We start from the raw sequence: 19,313 nt of genomic DNA, 5'->3' as shown, positions 1-19,313 counted from the left end.
GGCCGGTGCGGGCCCGTGCGCCGGGGCGGCGGGCGCGCGGTGGTGCCCGTTGCGGCGGGCCGGCTCCGCGGCCGGGTCGACCACGGTCAGCGGTACGTCGAAGCGGCCCCGGCCGTTCTGCTCCTCGGGGCGGGTCACGACCGCTCCCGTACGGCGGCGCGGACCTGCCGGATGCCGTCCAGGACGGACTGTTCCGCGGCGGCGAGCCGGTCCCGGCCGAGCAGCACCCCGCCCTGGTGGGCGCGGATGAAGTCGTCGAAGGCGGCGGCGGTGGTGCGCGGCGTGAAGCCGTACTCCCGCACCAACCGGGTGGTGTCGACCACCCGGCCGTGCACGAAGAGGTCGACCTGGTCGAGGCCGTAGCGGCCGAAGCCGAGCGTGCGGGCGAGCGCGGCGGCCCCGGAGAGGCCGGGCTCCAGCACCGGTACGGCGACCCGCCCGGCCCGCCGGATCGCCTGGGACAGCGAGAGCACCCCCGGCCCGGCGACGTTGTACGTGCCCGGGTGCTCCTCGACCACCGACCGGTGCAGCACCTCCAGCGCGTCGTCGACGTGCACGAACTGGAGCCGCGCGTCGCGGCCGAAGATGGTGGGCACCAGCGGCTGGGAGAAGTACCGGGTGAGCGTGGTGTCCGCGGTGGACCCGATGAACGGGGCGAACCGCAGCACCGTCGCGGTCACGTCGGGCCGGCGGCGGCGGAAGCCGCGCACGTACCCCTCGATGTCGAGGATGTCGCGGGCGAAACCGCCGCGCGGCACCTCGCGGGGCTCGGTCTCCTCGGTGAAGACGGCGGGGTCCCGGAAGGACGCGCCGTACGCGGCCGTCGACGACCGGATCACCAGCTTGCGCAGCCGGGGCGCCCGCTGGCAGGCGGCGAGGAGTTGCATCGTGCCGATGACGTTCTGGTCCTTCATCGCCGCCCGGCCGCCGTGCTGGCGGTCGGGGGCGCTGATCAGCGCGAGGTGGACCACGGCGTCGACGTCGAGGTCGCCGAGCAGCCCACCGAGCGAACCGGCGTCCACCCGGACCCGTTCGACCCCGTCGAGGAGACCGGCGATCTCCGCGCCCGGCGGAGCCGGATCGACGCCGATCACCCGGCTGATCCGGGGGTCGGCGGCGAGTCGGGAGGCGACGTGGGCACCGAGGTACCGGCCGACCCCGGTCACGACGACGACCCCCGACGCGCCCGTGGGGGCGTCGGGGGTCACGACGTGCACCTCCCCCGGCAGGCGGGACCGAGCCGGGACAACCACGGCCTGATCACCTGAGCCTCCGAGGGTCGACAGTTGGCAAGTGTCACCGGGAGCCGGGCCGGAGCCCGGCGCCGGTCACTTGCCGAGACGGCGACGCTGGACGCGGGTCTTGCGCAGCAGCTTGCGGTGCTTCTTCTTAGCCATGCGCTTGCGGCGCTTCTTGACCACCGAGCCCATACGACAGCCTTTCGATGCAACGTGCGGGGCGGACCGGACGACGCCACCTGGTGGCGTCCGCGACCGCTTGCGGACAACGGACCGGACCAGTCTGGTGGCGTCGGGGCGCACCGGTGTGCGGTCACGGTCGAGGTCCAGGGTAGCCGGAGAGCGTCAGCAGGACCAACGCGCCCCCGTCGATGCCCGTTACGTCGCACTCGCCGAGCGCGTCAGGCGGTCTCCTGGAAGGCGCCCCGCAGGTACTCGTGCACCGCGTGCTCGGGCACCCGGAACGACCGGCCCACCCGGACGGCCGCCAGCTCACCGCTGTGCACCAACCGATAGACGGTCATCTTCGACACCCGCATCACCGTCGCCACCTCGGCGACGGTGAGGAACCTGACATCCGACAGCCGCCCGTCGGACTGCGATCCGGCCATGGCCCACCGACCCATCCCATGCCCGGCGCGCGCCTCACCGACGGGTTCCCTCCCGACGGGTCGGCAACGCGCGTGTTACCAGTACCGTAACGGGACGGCTGTGACCGGCGCGATACCTTCTCACAACTGATCATGTCGGGGAAGCTGCTTCACCCGCCCGTGACCAGGGGTTTCCTGCCTCGCCGGGAACGGGTGCCGAGCATGTCCGAATCGACCCCGGGCGACGAAGACCCGTCGCGGTGACAGTGGGTGCCCGGATGGGGACGGAAAGCCGCCGACCTCAGGGACGGCATCCGGTGGCTCTGGTGGCGCCACCAGAGCCACCGGACGGGCGTCCCGGGCCGCTTCCGGACGCGTACCGGGACCCCACCTGGGAGCGGGACCAGTGTGGCAGGTCCGGTTCCGGGCCCGCACAGCGGCCGATCACCGGCCGGGGCGCCGGTGGGCGTACCCCCGGTAGACGACGGTGGCCCTAGGCACGCCCGGTCACCGCCAGGAACCCGGTAAGCTGCGCGGCGGTGGCCGCCGGTTGGTCGGCGTGCGGGTAGTGGCCGGAGTCCTCGATCATCCGGGCCTCGGCGGTGGCGAACCGGCGGCGGGCGGCCCGCGCCTCGGCGGCCGGGTCGGCGAAGTCGGGATCCTGCCGGCCCATCAGCACCAGCACCGGCTGGCGTACTTGGCCGGCGCGGGCGGTCCAGTGCGGGGTGGCCGGGGCGACCACCCCGCGCACCGCGTGCATCCGCCCGCGCAGCCCGGCCACCAGCTCCCGGCGGTACGCGGCGTCGTCGGGCGGCCGGACGACGGGGAAGAGCCTGCGGTGGTACCTGCCGAAGAGGCGGGGGCTGCGCAGCACCAGGGCCCGGGCGGCACGCGTCAGGGGGTTGGGCGTCGGCTCGGCGACGAACGGGGCGATCTGCACGATCCCGGCGACCAGGTCGGGCGCCTCGGCGGCGGCGAAGACCACGGCGGCCCCGCTGGAGGAGCTGCCGACCAGGGTGGCCGGCCCGCCGAGGGTACGCACCACGGCGAGCAGGTCGGCACCGACCTCGGCCGGGGCGTACGACGGCCAGTGCGGGCTGGACTCGCCGTGCCCGCGTACGTCCACGGCGGCGACCCGGTACCCGGCCGCGACCAGCAGCGGGATCAGGTGCCGGTAGGAGCGGCGGTTCTCCCCCATGCCGTGCGCGAGGACCACCAGCGGCCCCGCGCCGTGCACCTCGTAGGAGACGGTCCCGCCGCCCCGCCGCACCTGACCGACTGCGACAGCCCGGACGCTCATGGGATCAGCTTCCACCCGACCGCCCCGTACCCGGACCGCCGGGGGTGTCCGCGGCGACGGCTACTTCTTCGAGGCCAGGGCGCGACCGAAGAAGGCGAGGTTGGCGGGGCGCTCGGCGAGCCGGCGCATCAGGTAGCCGTACCAGTCGTCGCCGTAGGGCACGTAGGTCCGCACGGTGTACCCCTCGGCGGACAGCCGGGCCTGCTCCTCCGGGCGGATGCCGTACAGCATCTGGAACTCGAACCGGTCCGGCCCCCGGTCGAACCAGCGCGCCCGGTCCTCGCCGATGGCGATCAGGCGCGGGTCGTGGGTGGCCAGCATCGGGTACCCGTCGCCGGACATCAGCACGTTCAGGCAGCGGACGTAGGAGCGGTCCACGTCCCGGTCAGCCTGGTACGCCACCGACTCGGGCTCCCGGTACGCGCCCTTGCAGAGCCGGACCCGGGACCCGGCGTACGCCAGCTCACGGCAGTCCGACTCGGTCCGCCGCAGGTACGCCTGGAGCACCGCCCCGGTGCCCGGGTGGTCCTTGCGCAGCTTGGCCAGGATGTCCAGGGTCGAGTCGGTGGTGGTGTGGTCCTCCATGTCGAGGGTCACCGTGGTACCCGCCGCGTCGGCCGCCTGGCAGATCGCCCGCGCGTTGTCGTAGGCCAGTTTCTCGTCGATCATCTGGCCGAGCGCGGAGAGCTTGACGCTCACCTCGGCCGCCGGGGTGAGCCCGGCGGTGTGCAGCGCCCCCAACAGGGACAGGTACTCGTCCCGGGTGGCGGTGGCCTGCTCGGCGGTGACCACGTCCTCGCCCAGGTTGTCGAGGGTGACCGCGAGCCCGTCGGCGACGAGTTCGCGGGTCGCGCGCAACGCGTCGTCGGTGCCCTCGCCGGCGACGAACCGGCGTACGACGTCCCGGGTGAAGGGGGCCGTCGCGACGAGCCGCTCGACCCGGGATGACCGGGCGGCGGCGAGAATGACGGTACGGAGCATGAGCCGAGGGTAACGCCCACAGCCGCCCCCGCGCCCGGCGGCGGCCCACCCCACCTGGTTGCAAGGAAGGGCCCCTTGTTAACACGTGGCCGTGAGAAGGGAACCCTTCTCTACCGTATGCGTTAATAGGGGGCCCTTCCTTACACCTACCCGGGGCAGCGGGGATTGACCCGATCGGCTACAACGGGGCACGTGGCAGAACGTCCTCGACGCCGGCTCCGGTCGGCCAGCGTGCAGATCGGCACCCTCACCGCCCTGGCGCTGGTCCTCTCCGGCTGCAACCTCTCCTCCGACGACGACGATGACGACTGCGCGCTCGGCCCGACCGGCGGTGGGGGCACGGTGGTGCTGGCCATGCAGGTGCCGGCGACCGTGGACACCCCGGTCACCAGCGCCGACCGGTCGGCTCCGACGGGCACGACGGTGCCCGACCGTGGCGGCTTCGGCACCTACCTCGCCGACTGCGGCAGCAGCGGCGGCTGAGATGCGCCGGGTGGCCGTCGAGCCCCGCCCCGGCTGGAACGACACGGTCCGGGAGCAGGGCCTGGTCTACGTCGACACCGAGCTGCCCGGCGGCGAGGTGATGTCCTACTGGGACGAGAGCGCCGCGTACGCCTTCGACCTCGACGAGGTGCTCCGCCTGGAGGAGGCCACCGAGGAGCTGCACCGGATGTCGGTGGCCGCCGCCGAGCACGTGGTGGCCCACCACCGGTACGCCGACTTCGGCATTCCCGGCTGGGCGGCCGAGGCGGTGGCCCGGTCGCTGCGCGAGGCCCCGCCCATGCTGTACGGCCGGTTCGACCTCTGCTACGACGGCTCGTGGCCGCCGAAGCTGCTGGAGTACAACGCCGACACGCCCACCTCGCTGGTCGAGGCGGGCATCATCCAGTGGTTCTGGCTGGAGGACACCCGGCCCGAGCTGGACCAGTGGAACAGCCTGCACGAGCGGCTCGTCGCCGCCTGGCACCGGATCGGCGCCGGGCTGCACGAGCCCCGGGTGCACGTGGTCTGGTCCAGCGAGGAGGAGTCCGGGGAGGACCAGATCACCGCCGGCTACCTGGCCGAGACCGCCCGGCAGGCGGGCCTGGACGTGCACCTGCTGCCGATCCAGCGGATCGGGTGGGACGGCCGGCGCTTCGTCGACGCCGGCGACCGGCCGGTCGTCACCTGCTTCAAGCTGTACCCCTGGGAGTGGATGCTCGCCGAGCCGTACGGGCCGCTGGCGCTGGACCCGGGCACCCCGACCACCTGGATCGAGCCGGCCTGGAAGCTGCTGCTGTCGAACAAGGCGCTGCTCGCCGTCCTGTGGGAGCTGTACCCGGGCCACGAGCTGCTGCTGCCGGCGTACCTGGACGGCCCCCGCGCGATGACCGAGTACGTGGCGAAGCCGCTGCTCGGGCGGGAGGGCGGGTCGGTCCGCATCGTCACCGGCGACACCGAGATCAGCAACCCGAGCGGTTACGGCGCGGAGGGCTTCTGTTACCAGGAGTTCCGGCCGTTGCCGGAGTTCGCCGGCAGCCGGACGGTGCTGGGCAGTTGGATCGTCGACGGCGAGTCCGCGGGCCTCGGCATCCGGGAGAGTCCGGGCCTGATCACCGACAACCTCGCCCGCTTCCTGCCGCACTACATCGACGCGCCACGTGGTCCGTGAGTCGTCTACGGTTGAGGTGTGGACTTCGACGCGTACGCCCGGACCGGTGTCGACCTGGTCAACGCGCGACTGGACGACCTCGACGCCCTGCGGGCCCTCTTCCCCGACGAACACGCCTGGATGCGTGACGAGGTCGCGGAGCGGGATCTGACGATCTTCCGGCGGGCGCAGAAACGGCTGCGGGACGTCTTCGAGTACGGCACCTCCGGGCGGGACGCGGAGGCGGTGACCGAGCTGAACACCCTGCTGGCGGCGTACCCGGTGCAGCCCCGGATCTCGGGGCACGACTCCAGCGACTGGCACATGCACGTCACCGGCCGGGGCGCGTCGGTGAGCGCGGAGTACCTGGCCGGCGCGGTCTGGGGGCTGTCGGTCTGGCTCTGCGAGTACGGCAGCGCCCGGTTCGGCGTCTGCGCCGACGACCGCTGCCGCAACGTGTACCTGGACACCTCGTCGAACTGCTGCCGGCGGTTCTGCTCGGAGCGCTGCGCCACCCGCTCCCACGTCGCCGCGCACCGGGCCCGCAAGCGGGCCGCGGTCAGCGACCAGGCCGCCGCCCCGGCCGACGAGTCGCTCACGCCGGTGAGCTGACCCGCCCCCGGCCGCGCCCCCGTGCCGCGTGGCGGGTCCCCGGCTCAGACGTCGACCGGGGAGGGGGCGGTCAGGTGGGCACGGGCGAACTCCAGCGCCTCGCGCAGGTCGGCCTCGCGCAGGGCGCGGCTCTTCGCGCCCCGGGTGGTCACCTCGACCGCGACCGAGCCGGTGAACCCCCGGCCGGCCAGCGAGCGCAGCACCTCGGCGCAGGGCTGGTTGCCCCGCCCCGGCACCAGGTGCTCGTCGCGCCCCTCGCCGGTGCCGTCGCCCAGGTGCACGTGGGCCAGGCCGGCGCCCATCCGGTCGGCCATCGCCAGCGCGTCAGTGTGCGAGGCGGCGCAGTGCGACAGGTCGAGGGTGTACGAGGCGTACCCGGTCTCGGTCGGATCCCACCCCGGGACGTACGGGACGAACTGCCGGCCGGCCATCCGCACCGGGTACATGTTCTCCACCGCGAACCGTAGCCCGCCGAAGCGGCCGGCGATGTCGTCCAGCCCGTCGGCGAAGGTCCGGGCGTAGTCACGCTGCCAGGTGAAGGGCGGGTGCACCACCACCGTCGGCGCCTCCAGCGTCTCGGCCAGCTCGGCGGCCCGGCGCAGCCGCTCCCACGGGTCCGGGCTCCACACCCGCTGGGTCACCAGCAGGCAGGGGGCGTGCACCGAGAGCACCGGCACGCCGTAGTGCTCGGCGAGGCCGCGCAGCGCCCCGGCGTCCTGGCTGACGGCGTCGGTCCAGACCATCACCTCGACCCCGTCGTAGCCAAGGGCGGCGGCCATCTGGAAGGCCGCCGCGGTCCGTTCCGGGAAGACCGAGGAGGTGGACAGGAGCACCGGGACGCGGGAAGTCACACCGTCGAGGGTAACGCGCGCCGATTGCGGCATCGTGACGAGCAGTCACAAATGCGCATACCACGGTCACCGCTGGTCACACCGGTTCGAGATGGTCCAGCCGGCGCAGGATCACGCCCTCCCGCAACGCCCACGGGCAGATGTCCACCGCGTCCACGCCCAGCCGCCGCATCACCGCCTCGGCCACCACCGCGCCGGCCAGCAACTGGTGGGCCCGACCGACGCTGACCCCCTCCAGTTCGGGAAGCTGGGCCGGGGGGATGTGCCGGACGAAGCCCAGCACCTGTCGTACCCCGGTGCGGGTCAGCCGGCGGCGGGCCCACAGCCCAGCCCCGGAGGGCGCCGCCCCGGCGAGCCGGGCCAGGGTACGGAAGGTCTTCGAGGTGGCCACCGGACGCTCCCAGCCCACCGCGGTCATCCGCGCCACCACCGGGTCGAGCAGCGTGTCGACGTGCTCCCGGAGCCGCTCGACGGCCTCCGCCGGGGGTGGCGCCGCGTCGCCCGGAGCGATCCCGAGCCAGTCCCGGGTCAGCCGGCCGGCCCCCAGCGGCAGCGACTCCGCGACGTCCGGGTCCTCGTCGATCCCGGCCGCGATCTCCAGCGACCCGCCGCCGATGTCCAGCACCAGCAGCCGCCCCGCCGACCAGCCGAACCAGCGCCGGACCGCGAGGAAGGTCATCCGCGCCTCGTCCGCCCCGGAGAGCACCTCCAGCCGTACCCCGGTGGTGTCCCGGACCCGGGCCAGCACCTCGGGGGCGTTGGTGGCGTCCCGGACCGCGGAGGTGGCGAACGCGATCAGGGTCTCCGCGCCCAGCCCGGTCGCCGCCGCGCGGGCCCCGGCGACCGCCTTGACCAGCCCCTCCGCGCCGAACTCGGTGAGCGCGCCGTCCGGGCCGATCTGCTCGGCGAGCCGGAGCACCACCTTCTCCGAGTGCGCCGGCCAGGGGTGCGCCCCGTGGTGGGCGTCCACCACCAGCAGGTGCACCGTGTTGGAACCGACGTCGAGGACACCCAGTCGCATGCAGCAGACCCTATTCCCCGGCTCTCCGGACCGCAGCCGGGACCGGGCGTACCCTGGGCCGGTGACGATTGAGATCCAGGCGCTGGTGGACGACCCGCAGGATCCGCGCAGCCGGGAGGTCCCGCTGGACTTCCCGCGCGAGTGGATCGAGTTCGTCGACCCGGCCGACGAGAACCACCTCGTCCGGGCCGACCTGACCTGGCTGCTGTCCCGCTGGACCTGCGTCTTCGGTCAGGGCTGCCACGGCATCGTCGCCGGTCGCGCCGCCGACGGCTGCTGCTCGCACGGGGCGTTCTTCACCGACGCCGACGACGAGAAGCGGGTCCGGACGGCGGTCAAGCGGCTCACCCCGGACACCTGGCAGCGCCACCGCCGGGGCTTCAAGAACTGGACCGAGAACGACACCATCGACGGCAAGAACCCGGCCCGGCGCACCGCCACCCGCGACGCCGAGGGCCCCTGCGTCTTCCTCAACGACCCGGGCTTCCCCGGTGGCGGCGGCTGCGCCCTGCACGCGCAGGCGCTGCGGGACGGGGTGCACCCGCTGGAGTACAAGCCGGACGTCTGCTGGCAGTTGCCGGTCCGGCGGGACCAGGAGTGGCACAAGCGCCCGGACAACACCAAGGTGCTGGTCTCCACGCTCGCCGAGTTCGACCGGCGGGGCTGGGGCGCGGGCGGGCACGACCTGCACTGGTGGTGCACCTCGTCGACCGACGCGCACGTGGGCAGCGAGCCGATGTACGTCTCGTACGGCCCGGAGCTGACCGCGCTGGTCGGCGCGCCCGCGTACGCGAAGCTGGTGGAGCTCTGCGCGGCCCGCGCCCGCCAGGGCCAGATCGCCCCACACCCCGCCAGCGGGTAAGGAAGGGCCCCCTGTTAACGCATACGGTAGAGAAAGGTTCCCTTCTCACTCCGCCCGCCCACCGCGCGGCGGAGCCGCCGGTGGGCGGGCGGGGTGGTGCAGGCCGGTGGCGACCCAGGCGGCGCCGGCCAGGCCCACGGCGGTGCAGGCCAGCACGCCGGCTGAGCCGGCCCCGGCGGCGAGGAAGCCGGCGGTGCTGGGGATCAGCACCTGCCCGAGCCGGTTGCCGGTCAGCCGCAACGACATCGCCCGGCCCCGCAGCCCGGGCGGCGCGGACTCGGCCAGGAACGACATGGTCAGCGGCTGACCCGCGCCGAGGCCCAGCCCGGCGACGACGACCACCACCGCCATCGCCCAGAACGGCAACGGGGGCAGCAGCGCCCCGAGGCCGACGGCGGAGACGACGACGGTACCGATCAGCAGCCGGCGCCGGCCCACGGCCGCGACCAGGCGGCCGAGCAGCAGCCGGGAGACCATCGAGGCGACCGCGCGCAGCCCCAGCAGGACGCCGATGGTGCCGGCGGCGATGCCCCGCTCGGCGCCGAGCGCCGGCAGGTAGACCAGCGTGACGTCGACGGCGGCCAGGACGACGCAGCTCACCGTCAGCGCGCGCGGCACGCCGGGGGTCCGCACCAGGTCCGCCACCCCGCCGGTACGGCCGGCGGTGGCGCGGCGGTGCTGCCCGGAGGGGCGCAGGAGGGCGGCGGTGGCCAGCAGCGGCAGGGCGACCACGGTGGCGCCGAGGAAGATCGCCCCGGTGTCCGGGATCGGGCGGTCCCCGCCGAAGAGCACGATCAGCCCCGGGCCGAGCGCCTGGCCGAGGCTGGCGGCGAAGGTGTAGTAGCCGAACGCGGCGTCGTACCGGCCGGCCGGGGTGGCGTTGGCGACCAGTGCCTGCTGGGCCACCACCGCGCAGAGGTGACCGGTCCCGAGCAGCGCGCTGGCCAGCGCCAACCCGGCGATCGTCCCGCCGAGCAGGACGAACCCGACCCCGGCGGCGGCCAGCAGGGCCGCGCCGGCCAGCGCCGTACGACGCTCGCCGTACCGGTCGACGGCCTGGCCGGCGGGGACCGCCAGGGCCAGCGGCGCGACGGCGAAGCTCGCCCCGAGCAGGCCCAGCCAGGAGGCGGGCACGTCGAGCTGCAACGCCTGGTACGCCGAGGCGGGCCGGAGCATGAAGGTGACCGCCTGCACCACGACGGTCTGGGCCAGCAGCAGCCCGACCTGGTACCGAGTGGGTGGAGCCACCGGTCAGCGGCCGGTGGTCGACGGGTGGCGCATCCGCAGCGGAGCGCCGACCCCGCTGCCCGGCCGCCGCACCCCGGCACGGGGTACGACGGGGCCGCGCCAGGGTTCGCGGGGCGGCCTACGGCTCGAACTTGTAGCCGAGGCCCCGGACGGTGACGATGAAGCGCGGCGCGGAGGGCTCCGGCTCGATCTTCGAGCGCAACCGCTTGACGTGCACGTCGAGGGTCTTGGTGTCCCCCACGTAGTCCGCGCCCCAGACCCGGTCGATGAGCTGGCCCCGGGTCAGCACCCGGCCGGCGTTGCGCAGCAGCAGCTCCAGCAGCTCGAACTCCTTGAGCGGCAACTGCACCGCGCCACCGTCGACGGTGACCACGTGCCGCTCGATGTCCATCCGAACCGGCCCGGCGGCGAGCGTCGGGGTGCCGGACTCGGTCGTCTCGCTGGTCTGCCGGCGCAGCACCGCCCGGATCCGGGCCACCAGTTCCCGGGGCGAGTACGGCTTGGTCACGTAGTCGTCGGCCCCGATCTCCAGGCCGACCACCTTGTCGATCTCGCTGTCCCGGGCGGTGACCATGATGATCGGTACGTGCGACCGCTGCCGTAGCTGCCGGCAGACCTCGGTACCCGACATCTCGGGCAGCATCAGGTCGAGCAGCACGATGTCGGCGCCGGTCCGGTCGAACTCGGTGAGGGCGGAGGTGCCCGTCGCGGCGACGGAGACGTCGAAGCCCTCCTTGCGGAGCATGTACGACAGGGCGTCGGAGAACGACTCCTCGTCCTCGACCACCAGTACGCGACTCACGGGTTTCCTTTCGTTGCTGTTCGGACCTGCCGTACCCCGGCCGGTCAAACCTGTCGTACCCCGGCCGGTTCGGACCGGCGGGTCAGGCCTGCGACACCTCGACCGGACCGGGCTCGATACCAGCCGACGAGAGTGTCACCGCCAGGTCCTCCGGGGGGCGGGCAGGCAACCGGAGGGTGAACGTCGACCCACCACCAAGGGTGCTCGACACCTCCACCCGACCGCCATGGTTGCTGGCGATGTGTTTGACGATGGCCAGCCCGAGACCGGTCCCGCCGGTGGAGCGGGACCGCGCCTGGTCGGCCCGGTAGAACCGCTCGAAGATCCGGTCGACGTCGGTGGGCGCGATGCCGATGCCCTGGTCGGTGACCGAGATCCGGACGTCGTCGCCGTCGGCGCGGGCGTCCACCCGGACCACGGTGTCCTCGGCCGAGTAGTTGATCGCGTTCTCCACCAGGTTCGCCACGGCGGTGGCGAGTTGAGCGTCGCTGCCGTACACGGTCAGGCCGGTCTCCGCCACCACCTGGACGTCGGCCCGACGGGCGGTGGCGCTGGTCCGGGTCCGGTCCAGCACCTCGGCGAGGACCCAGTCCACCGTCACCGGCTCCGGGGCGGGCTGCGGCTCGGCGCCCTGGAGCCGGGTCAGCTCCAGCAACTCCTGCACCAGTCGACCCAGCCGGGTCGACTCGTGCTGGATCCGCTCGGCGAACCGGCGCGCCGCGACCAGGTCCTCGGAGAGGTCGGGTGAGCCCTCGCCGGCCGGCTCGGTGGCGTCCAGCAGCGCCTCGGCGAGCAGTTGCAGCGCGCCGATCGGGGTCTTCAACTCGTGGCTGACGTTGGCCACGAAGTCCCGGCGGACCCGGGCCAGCCGGTGCGACTCGGTGACGTCGGCGGCCTCCACCGCGATGAAGCCACCACCGATCCCCATCGCCCGCAGATGCACACCGAGCGGGTCCGGGCCGGCGTTGTCGCGGCCCCGGGGCAGGTCCAGCTCGATCTCGCGGCGCACGCCCGTGCGCCGCACCTGCCCGGCCAGGGTACGGATCAACGGGTGGGCGGCGATGGAGCCGGGGCGGGGACCGGTACGCAGCAGGCCCATCGCCCGGGCGGCCGGGTTGACCAGTACCGGAACGTCGTCGGGCCCGAGCACCACGACCCCGGCACGCAGCGAGTCGATCGTCTTGCGGCCGAGTCCGGGCACCTCGGCCTGCTGGTCGTCGGCTATCGCGGGCCTCCCCCTGCCGAAGATCGATCCACCCGACGCGGACCGAACGGTCGGGCCGGGCCCGCCGGCTCCGCCCGACGCGGAGCGCCGGCGCAGCGCCGACACCATCCTGGGCAGCAGGAACCCGGCAGCCAGGCCGACCATCAGGCCGGCGGCCACCGCGAACGGTACCGCCCACTCCACCTGGCGATCGTAGGGTCATTGTTCACCGGGCTACCCCCAGATAAGGGGCGAATCACGCTCACTTCCGGAACTGTTCACCGCTCGGCCGCGCCTCGTTCATCGCGGTACCGCCCCGCCCCGGGCACCTCGGCCTACGGTGGTCGGCGCACCTCGACCACCCCCGCCGGCTCCCGCCCGGCGACACCGACCGACGGGACGTGACCATGCGCAACGAGTTCCACGCCGACCTGGCGACCGTCAGCCACCTGCTGGTGGAGATGGCCCACCAGGTCCGGGCCGCCATGCGGCAGGCCACCCGGGCCCTGCTGACCGCCGACCGCCGGGCCGCCGAGGCGGTCATCACCGGGGACGGCGACATCGACGCCCGGTACCGGGAGGTCGAGGAGCGGGTCTGCGAACTGCTGGCCCGCCAGGCGCCGGTCGCCTCCGACCTGCGCGCCATGATCACCGCGCTGCACGTCGCCGCCGACCTGGAACGGATGGGCGACCTCGCCGACCACGTGGCGAAGACCGCGCTGCGCCGGCACCCCTCCCCCGCCGTACCGGCGGAGCTGCGGCCGATCTTCACCGAGATGGACGGCGTGGCGGACCGGATGGCCGAGAAGATCGCCGGGGTGCTCGCCGACCCGGACGCCGAACTCGCCGCCGAGCTGGACCGGGACGACGACGCCATGGACGACCTGCACAAGCAGCTCTTCGGCGTGGTCCTCGGCGCGGACTGGCCGTACGGGGTGGAGACGGCGATCGACGCCACCCTGCTCGGCCGCTTCTACGAGCGCTTCGCCGACCACGCGGTCAACGCTGGCGAGCACGTCGTCTACCTGATCACCGGCGAGTCCGCCGCCGCCCAGTAGGTGTAAGGAAGGGCCCCCTATTAACCCATACGGTTAATAGGGGGCCCTTCCTTACACGCTCAGCGGCCCTGGTTGGCGACGGCGGCGGCGGCCTCCTTGGCGGCGGTCGGGTCGAGGTACGTCCCACCCAGGGTGAGCGGACGCAGCTGCGGGTCCAGGTCGTACCGCAGCGGGATGCCGGTCGGGATGTTCAGCTTGGCGATCTCCGCGTCGCTGATCTGGTCCAGGTGCTTGACCAGGGCGCGCAGCGAGTTGCCGTGCGCGGCGACCAGCACCGTCCGGCCGGCCAGGATGTCCGGCACGATCGAGTCGTACCAGTACGGCAGCATCCGCTCGACGACGTCCTTGAGGCACTCGGTACGCGGCATCAGCTCGGTCGGCAGCAGCGCGTACCGGGGGTCGCCGACCTGGGACCACTCGTCGTTGTCGTCGATCGGCGGCGGCGGCGTGTCGTACGACCGGCGCCAGAGCATGAACTGCTCCTCGCCGTACTCGTCCAGGGTCTGCTTCTTGTTCTTGCCCTGGAGGGCGCCGTAGTGCCGCTCGTTGAGCCGCCACGACCGGCGCACCGCGATCCAGTGCCGGTCGGCGGCGTTCAGCGCCAGCTCGGCGGTGCGGATCGCCCGGCGCATCACGCTGGTGTGCACCACGTCCGGCAGCAGGTCGTGCTCGCGCAGCAGCTCGCCGCCGCGGCGCGCCTCGCTCTCGCCCTTGGCGGTCAGGTCGACGTCGACCCAGCCGGTGAAGAGGTTCTTGGCGTTCCAGTCGCTCTCGCCGTGCCGCAGCAGGACCAGCGTCCCGACGGTGGGCCCTTCGCTCGCAGTCATGCCGATCATCCTGCCCGAAGCCCCGATCGGACACGCGGGCGGTGGCGGTGACGACCACCACGTGGAAAAGCCGGTGACCAGGATCGGGGCCCGGAACTACCGTCGTAAGGCACGTAAAGCGTATGAGTCATTACGACGGAACGGGGGCCCGGATGCGGACGGTACGGGGCTGGTTGCACGCGACCGCCGGGGGCCTGCCCGCCACCTTCTGGTACCTCTGGACCGGCACCCTGATCAACCGGCTCGGCTCGTTCGTGGTGGCCTTCCTCGCCATCTACCTCACCGTCGAGCGGGGCTTCAGCGAGTTGCAGGCCGGGCTGGTCCTCGGCCTCTGGGGTGCCGGCGGGGCGGTCGGGACCACGCTGGGCGGGACGCTCGCCGACCGGTGGGGCCGTCGACCCACGCTGCTCACCGCGCACCTCGGCGCGGCCGGGATGATGCTGGCCCTCGGGCTCGCCCGGGACCTCTGGGCGGTGGCGGTGGGGGCGCTGCTGCTCGGGCTCTTCGCCGAGGGGGCCCGCCCGGCGTTCGGCGCGATGATGATCGACGTCGTCCCGGAACGGGACCGGGTCCGTGCCTTCTCCCTGAACTACTGGGCGATCAACCTCGGCTTCGCCTGCGCGGCGGTGCTCGCCGGGCTCGCTGCCGAGGCCGACTACCTGCTGCTGTTCGCCGTCAACGCGGTCACCACCCTGGCCACCGCGCTGATCGTCTTCGTCCGGGTCACCGAGACCCGGACCGTCGGCGTCCCCACCGCCGGAATGCCGGCGCCCCGGGGCGCGGTACGGGCCATCCTCACCGACCGGGTCTTCCTGCTCTTCGTCACCCTGAACCTGTTCACCGCGCTGATCTTCCTGCAACACCTCTCGATGCTGCCGATCGCGATGGCCGACTCCGGGCTCAGCCCGTCCACGTACGGCTCGGTGATCGCCCTCAACGGCGTGCTGATCGTCTTCGGGCAGCTCTTCGTCCCCCGGTTGATCCAGGGGCGGAGCCGGTCGCACGTGCTCGCCCTGGCCGCCGTGGTGACCGGCGTCGGCTTCGGGCTCACCGCGTTCGCCGAGGTCGCCTGGTTCTACGGCATCACCGTGCTGATCTGGACGCTGGGCGAGATGCTCAACTCGCCGTCCAACGCCACCCTGGTCGCCGAGTTGTCCCCGACCGACCTGCGCGGGCGCTACCAGGGCGTCTTCTCGCTCTCCTGGCAGGTCGCCTTCGCCGTCTCGCCCGTCCTCGGTGGGCTCGTCCGGCAGTCCGGCGGGGACACCGTCCTCTGGCTGGGCTGCGCCGTGCTCGGCGGGCTACTGGCCGTGGCCCACCTCGCCTCCGGGCCGGCCCGGGAACGCCGGGCCGCCCGACTGCGGACCGCGGCGACCGATCCGACGGTGGCGACGCCGCCGGGAACCCGCGCCGACACCTCCGTCGCCGGCTGACCGCGGCCGGGGGGGAACGAGAACGTCCACCCCGGCCGTGGCCGTGGTGGACGCCTCTCCCCGCTGTGCCCGGCGGCGGCGGGCGACACTCACCCCCGTAAGCGTCGCCCGCTCGCGCCGCCGGTCCGACAGGTGGGGCGCCGTCCCCCAACGGGCTGGTCCACCTGTCCCTTCGCGTCACCCTCGGTGCGCGGATCTGATCGATCCGCCGCTCCCCCGAACGTTTCCGAGCGGTACGCGGTGCAATAAAGTTAGTTCGCCCAGTTTACGAATTCAACCCGGATCGACTGTTTCGCCGGTCACAGCATCACCCTCCGCCGCTGGGCTCTCCCGGAGGCGACAACGCCCGCATACCCGTCGGACATTCCCGCAAACACCTCAGGCGTCCTCACGTTGCGGGGATTCCGTCCGGAAGAAGTTGCTCTGCCGGCCGTCGCGCATCTGCTCCTGGAAGATCAGGTTGAGCCGGCGACCGTCGAAGGTACGGAACCAGTCGTCCCAGGTGATCTCGCGCACCCGGCTGCTCTCCCGGTACCCGGGGAAGTTGAAGGTCAGCACCCCCGGCCGGCCGTCGCGCTCGGTGCCCGCGATCGTCGCCGGCTTCGCGTTGCGCGCCCGCGCCCAGCGCTGGATCACCTCGTGGTTGGTGGTGACCAGGCTCCGGCCCGGACGCTCCGGGCGGTCGGCCGGCGACGCGATGAGCTGCGAGGACCGGACCGACCGGGCGGTCGTCCCGCCCGAGGCGGTCCGCCGGCCTGACGCCCCGGCCGTCCCGGACGCGGTCGCCTTCCGGGCGGTCGCGCCCCCCGTCGACGACGCCTTGCGGGCCGGCGTCGCAGACGCCTTACGCGCCGACGCCGAGGAGGTCTTACGCGCCTGCGCCGAGGATGATGTCTTACGGGCCTGCGCCGGGGACGCCTTCCGGGCCGACGCCGACGAGGTCTTGCGCGCCGACGCCGACGAGGTCTTGCGGGCCGACGCCGGGGACGTCTTACGCGCCGACGCCGACGGCGACGTCTTGCGGGCCGATGCCGACGAGGTCGTGCGGGCCTGTGCCGGGGCGGCCTTGCGGGCCGTGGCCGGGGTCGCCTTGCGTGCTCGGGCCGGGGCGGCCTTCGCGCGTGCCGACGGGGTACCCGTCGTGCGGCGGGCAGCGGCCGACGTGGCCCGCCCGGCCGGGCCGGTGCTCGTCCGGGCGGCACCGCCACCCCGCCGGCCCGACCGCATCGTCCGGGCCAGCAGCTTCACCAGTTCCGGCTTGCGCAGGGCGGAGATCCCGGAGACCCCCTGCCGGCGGAGTCGGACGCGGATCTCGTCCACCCGCAGCCGGGAGATCTCGGACTCGGAGATCCCCGGGGTGCCCGGGGTCTGGTTGCCACTCTGCCGCTTCGTCCTCGTCGCGGTCCCGCCGCGACCTGAGCTGTTCCGCTGAGCCATGGGGCGTTCACGCTCCTCGACAGTCCGTCTCGGCCGCGGTGGGTCCGGTTACGCCGCACCGCGCGGTGCCGCATACCCCGCAGAAACCCGCCGAACCCCGGCACCGCCCACCGATCACGACACGTCGACCGGCACCGGCCTGCGGCGCCGCCCGCACCCCCGAGGGGTCAGGCGCCCGGCCGGTCGCCGCTGGCACCGCCGGCCGAGGGCTCGACGAGGTGGGCGAAGGCGGCCAGGTTCGCGGTGGACTCGCCCCGCTTGACCCGCCACTCCCACTCCCGCCGGATCGCGCTACCGAAGCCGATCTCCAGCATGGTGTCGAACGACTCGTCGGCGTAGGTCAGCACCGCGCCGAGCAGCCGGTCCAGCTCGTCGGCGTCCACCCCGCGCAGGTTGACCCGACCGGTCAGGTACACGTCGCCGGCCGGGTCGATGGCGAACGCGACCCCGTACATCCGGGCGTTGCGCTGCAACAGCCAGGCCCACAACTCCTCGCGCCGCTCGTCCGGCTGGCGCATCACGAACGCCTCGACCCGCAGCGCGTGCTCGCCGACGATCAGGTTGCAGATCGTCGTGAGCTTGTGCGTACCGGGCAGGGTGACCGCGTACGCCCCGGGGCCGGTCGGCTCCCAGGCCAGGTCCCGCTCGACGCAGACCGACTCGATCAGGGCGGCAACCTCGCTCTTCGCGCTCATCCGCCCCACTGTACGGCCGCGTCGACCCGGGACCGGGCCGGCGAGTCACCGCCGGCACCGCGCACCGGCCGGGGCAGCCCACCACCGGGTCGACGGCTCACCAGGAGCAGGAGAGCACCGGGTCGGCGGCCAGCCGGGCGGTGAGCCGGGCCCGGTGCTCGGCGATCGTCGCGCCGTACACCGAGAGCAGCCCGGCGGCGGTGCGGTGCCAGGAGAAGTTGCGGGCGTGCCGTTCCGCGCCCCGGCTCAGCACGGCCCGGCGGTCCCGGTCCGGCAGCAGCCGGCAGAGCGCGGCGGCCCAGTCGTCCGGGCGGTGCCCGTCGATCAGCACCCCGCTGCCCTGGTCCCGCACGGCGGTGACCAGCCCGCCCACGGCGGCGGCCAGCACCGGCGTACCGCACGCCTGCGCCTCCAGGGCGACCAGGCCGAACGACTCGTTGTACGACGGCACCGCGACCAGGTCGGCGGCCCGGTACACGGCCGGCAGGTCGTCACCGGTCTGCGGCGGCAGGAACCGCACCCGGTCGGCGACGCCGAGGGAGGCGGCCAGCTCGATCAACGCGGTGGGGCGGTCCAGCCCACTGCCGCTCGGGCCGCCCACGACGACCACGGTCAACTCGTCGGCGAGCAGCGGGTCACGGTCCCGCAGCGCGGCCACCGCCCGGATCAGCACGTCCGGGGCCTTCAACGGCTGGATCCGGCCGACGAACGCCACCACGTACCCCGTACTCGGCAGGCCGAGCCGGCGGCGGGCGGCGTGGACGGCCGCATCCCGGTCGCCACCGGCGGGGCGGAACCGGTCCAGGTCGACGCCGGGCTGGACCACGGTGACCCGGTCCGGATCGGCGTCGTACCGGCTGATCAGGTCACGGGCCTCGACCCGGGTGTTGGCGACCAGTCGGTCGGCCTCGGCGACCACCTGCTCCTCGCCGATCACCCGGGCCTTGGGCTCGGGCCGGTCACCGGCGGCGAGCTGGGCGTTCTTCACCTTGGCCAGGGTGTGCGCGGAGTGCACCAACGGCACCCCCCAGCGGTCCCGGGCCAGCCAGCCGACCTGCCCCGAGAGCCAGTAGTGCGAGTGGATGAGGTCGTAGTACCCCGGCGCGCGGGCCGCCTCGGCCCGAAGCACCCCGGCGGTGAACGCGCAGAGCTGGCCGGGCAGCTCCTCCTTGGTCAGCCCCTCCAGCGGGCCGGCGGTGATGTGCCGGACCTGCACGCCGGGCGCGACCTCGACCACCCGGGGCAGGTCGCCGGAGGTGGCCCGGGTGAAGATCTCCACCTCGACGTCGGCCTCGGCCAGCCGGCGGGCGACCTCCAGGATGTAGACGTTCATCCCTCCGGCGTCCCCGGTGCCCGGCTGGTGCAGGGGTGAGGTGTGCACCGAGACGGTGGCGATCCGGCGGGGCCGGGGCCACGGCTGTGCTCCACGCTGACGACCGACGCCGGTGTGCATCTCCGCCACGTCCGCTCCTTCTGTCACGGTTCGATGCCGTCCGCGTCGACCGGCGCTGTTCGGACAACGTC

Annotated in this window: 19 protein-coding genes and 1 pseudogene; 6 read left to right on the top strand and 14 right to left on the bottom strand. The window is 73.6% G+C overall.

Translation table 11 applies throughout. The features are described 5' to 3' along the window. Positions 1 to 134: 134 nt before the first annotated feature. From AWW66_RS18115 to AWW66_RS18100, 5 genes are all read right to left on the bottom strand, one after another. The gene (locus AWW66_RS18115; protein ID WP_067367620.1) at positions 135 to 1,208 is read right to left on the bottom strand and encodes an NAD-dependent epimerase/dehydratase family protein; all 1,074 of its coding nucleotides are present in this window, start codon (positions 1,206 to 1,208) and stop codon (positions 135 to 137) included. A gap of 120 nt (positions 1,209 to 1,328) precedes the next feature. After that, the gene (locus tag AWW66_RS32805) at positions 1,329 to 1,430 is read right to left on the bottom strand and encodes a 30S ribosomal protein bS22 (protein WP_007465623.1); all 102 of its coding nucleotides are present in this window, start codon (positions 1,428 to 1,430) and stop codon (positions 1,329 to 1,331) included. 209 nt (positions 1,431 to 1,639) lie between these two features. After that, the gene (locus tag AWW66_RS18110; RefSeq protein WP_067367634.1) at positions 1,640 to 1,849 is read right to left on the bottom strand and encodes a helix-turn-helix domain-containing protein; all 210 of its coding nucleotides are present in this window, start codon (positions 1,847 to 1,849) and stop codon (positions 1,640 to 1,642) included. Between the two features lie 472 nt (positions 1,850 to 2,321). Further along, a complete protein-coding gene (locus AWW66_RS18105; RefSeq protein ID WP_067367618.1) occupies positions 2,322 to 3,128 on the bottom strand; it encodes an alpha/beta fold hydrolase in 807 nt (268 codons plus the stop codon). A 60-nt stretch (positions 3,129 to 3,188) separates the two neighbouring features. Then, positions 3,189 to 4,109: a proline dehydrogenase family protein gene (locus AWW66_RS18100; RefSeq protein ID WP_067367616.1), complete on the bottom strand. Its 921-nt coding sequence runs from the start codon at positions 4,107 to 4,109 to the stop codon at positions 3,189 to 3,191. 192 nt (positions 4,110 to 4,301) lie between these two features. On the opposite strand from AWW66_RS18100, the gene AWW66_RS18095 reads away from it, so the two are divergent. From AWW66_RS18095 to AWW66_RS18085, 3 genes are read left to right on the top strand one after another with little or no spacing between them, the layout of a single operon-like run. Then, entirely contained in the window at positions 4,302 to 4,592 is a 291-nt protein-coding gene (locus tag AWW66_RS18095; protein ID WP_245648363.1) for a hypothetical protein, read from the top strand. A gap of 1 nt (position 4,593) precedes the next feature. Continuing rightward, complete coding sequence (locus AWW66_RS18090; protein ID WP_067367613.1) at positions 4,594 to 5,760, top strand: glutathionylspermidine synthase family protein; 1,167 nt, start codon at positions 4,594 to 4,596, stop codon at positions 5,758 to 5,760. Positions 5,761 to 5,778: 18 nt separating this feature from the next. Next, positions 5,779 to 6,351 (top strand): CGNR zinc finger domain-containing protein, encoded by a 573-nt coding sequence (locus tag AWW66_RS18085; RefSeq protein WP_067367611.1) that lies wholly within the window; start codon positions 5,779 to 5,781, stop codon positions 6,349 to 6,351. 44 nt (positions 6,352 to 6,395) lie between these two features. Here the strand turns inward: AWW66_RS18085 and AWW66_RS18080 are convergent, their stop codons facing one another. Together AWW66_RS18080 and AWW66_RS18075 are read right to left on the bottom strand one after the other, a co-directional pair. Continuing rightward, positions 6,396 to 7,202 (bottom strand): sugar phosphate isomerase/epimerase family protein, encoded by an 807-nt coding sequence (locus AWW66_RS18080; RefSeq protein ID WP_211271983.1) that lies wholly within the window; start codon positions 7,200 to 7,202, stop codon positions 6,396 to 6,398. Positions 7,203 to 7,278: 76 nt separating this feature from the next. Then, a complete protein-coding gene (locus tag AWW66_RS18075; protein ID WP_067367606.1) occupies positions 7,279 to 8,223 on the bottom strand; it encodes a Ppx/GppA phosphatase family protein in 945 nt (314 codons plus the stop codon). Positions 8,224 to 8,290: 67 nt separating this feature from the next. Here AWW66_RS18075 and AWW66_RS18070 point away from each other — a divergent pair, with 67 nt between their 5' ends. Then, positions 8,291 to 9,085: a DUF3109 family protein gene (locus AWW66_RS18070; RefSeq protein WP_396890348.1), complete on the top strand. Its 795-nt coding sequence runs from the start codon at positions 8,291 to 8,293 to the stop codon at positions 9,083 to 9,085. A 45-nt stretch (positions 9,086 to 9,130) separates the two neighbouring features. Here the strand turns inward: AWW66_RS18070 and AWW66_RS18065 are convergent, their stop codons facing one another. The 3 genes from AWW66_RS18065 to AWW66_RS18055 all read right to left on the bottom strand — a co-directional run bounded on the left by AWW66_RS18065 (position 9,131) and on the right by AWW66_RS18055 (position 12,543). Beyond that, positions 9,131 to 10,333 carry an MFS transporter gene (locus AWW66_RS18065; protein ID WP_067367604.1) on the bottom strand — a complete coding sequence of 401 codons (1,203 nt, stop codon included), beginning with the start codon at positions 10,331 to 10,333 and terminating at the stop codon, positions 9,131 to 9,133. Positions 10,334 to 10,451: 118 nt separating this feature from the next. After that, positions 10,452 to 11,135 carry a response regulator transcription factor gene (locus AWW66_RS18060; protein ID WP_067367601.1) on the bottom strand — a complete coding sequence of 228 codons (684 nt, stop codon included), beginning with the start codon at positions 11,133 to 11,135 and terminating at the stop codon, positions 10,452 to 10,454. Positions 11,136 to 11,217: 82 nt separating this feature from the next. Continuing rightward, positions 11,218 to 12,543 (bottom strand): sensor histidine kinase, encoded by a 1,326-nt coding sequence (locus AWW66_RS18055; RefSeq protein ID WP_067367598.1) that lies wholly within the window; start codon positions 12,541 to 12,543, stop codon positions 11,218 to 11,220. Between the two features lie 203 nt (positions 12,544 to 12,746). On the opposite strand from AWW66_RS18055, the gene phoU reads away from it, so the two are divergent. Further along, complete coding sequence (gene phoU / locus AWW66_RS18050) at positions 12,747 to 13,397, top strand: phosphate signaling complex protein PhoU (RefSeq protein ID WP_067367628.1); 651 nt, start codon at positions 12,747 to 12,749, stop codon at positions 13,395 to 13,397. 59 nt (positions 13,398 to 13,456) lie between these two features. Here phoU and AWW66_RS18045 read toward each other — a convergent pair whose 3' ends face one another. Then, on the bottom strand, positions 13,457 to 14,224 hold the full coding sequence (locus tag AWW66_RS18045; protein ID WP_067367596.1) for a phosphoglyceromutase: 768 nt from the start codon (positions 14,222 to 14,224) through the stop codon (positions 13,457 to 13,459). A gap of 152 nt (positions 14,225 to 14,376) precedes the next feature. Between AWW66_RS18045 and AWW66_RS18040 the strand changes: the two genes are divergently transcribed. Beyond that, entirely contained in the window at positions 14,377 to 15,657 is a 1,281-nt protein-coding gene (locus tag AWW66_RS18040; protein ID WP_067367593.1) for an MDR family MFS transporter, read from the top strand. Positions 15,658 to 16,035: 378 nt separating this feature from the next. Here AWW66_RS18040 and AWW66_RS36460 read toward each other — a convergent pair. The 3 genes and pseudogenes from AWW66_RS36460 to mshA all read right to left on the bottom strand — a co-directional run. Beyond that, positions 16,036 to 16,514, bottom strand: a pseudogene (locus AWW66_RS36460) (hypothetical protein); the annotation flags it as partial. A gap of 747 nt (positions 16,515 to 17,261) precedes the next feature. After that, positions 17,262 to 17,789 carry a type III secretion system chaperone family protein gene (locus AWW66_RS18030; protein ID WP_067367588.1) on the bottom strand — a complete coding sequence of 176 codons (528 nt, stop codon included), beginning with the start codon at positions 17,787 to 17,789 and terminating at the stop codon, positions 17,262 to 17,264. 97 nt (positions 17,790 to 17,886) lie between these two features. Then, entirely contained in the window at positions 17,887 to 19,251 is a 1,365-nt protein-coding gene (gene mshA / locus AWW66_RS18025) for a D-inositol-3-phosphate glycosyltransferase (protein ID WP_067367586.1), read from the bottom strand. Between the last annotated feature and the right edge of the window lie 62 nt (positions 19,252 to 19,313).

It is taken from the genome of Micromonospora rosaria, assembly GCF_001567585.1.
GTDB lineage: Bacteria > Actinomycetota > Actinomycetes > Mycobacteriales > Micromonosporaceae > Micromonospora > Micromonospora rosaria.
This window is presented reverse-complemented; position numbering and strand designations above follow the sequence as displayed.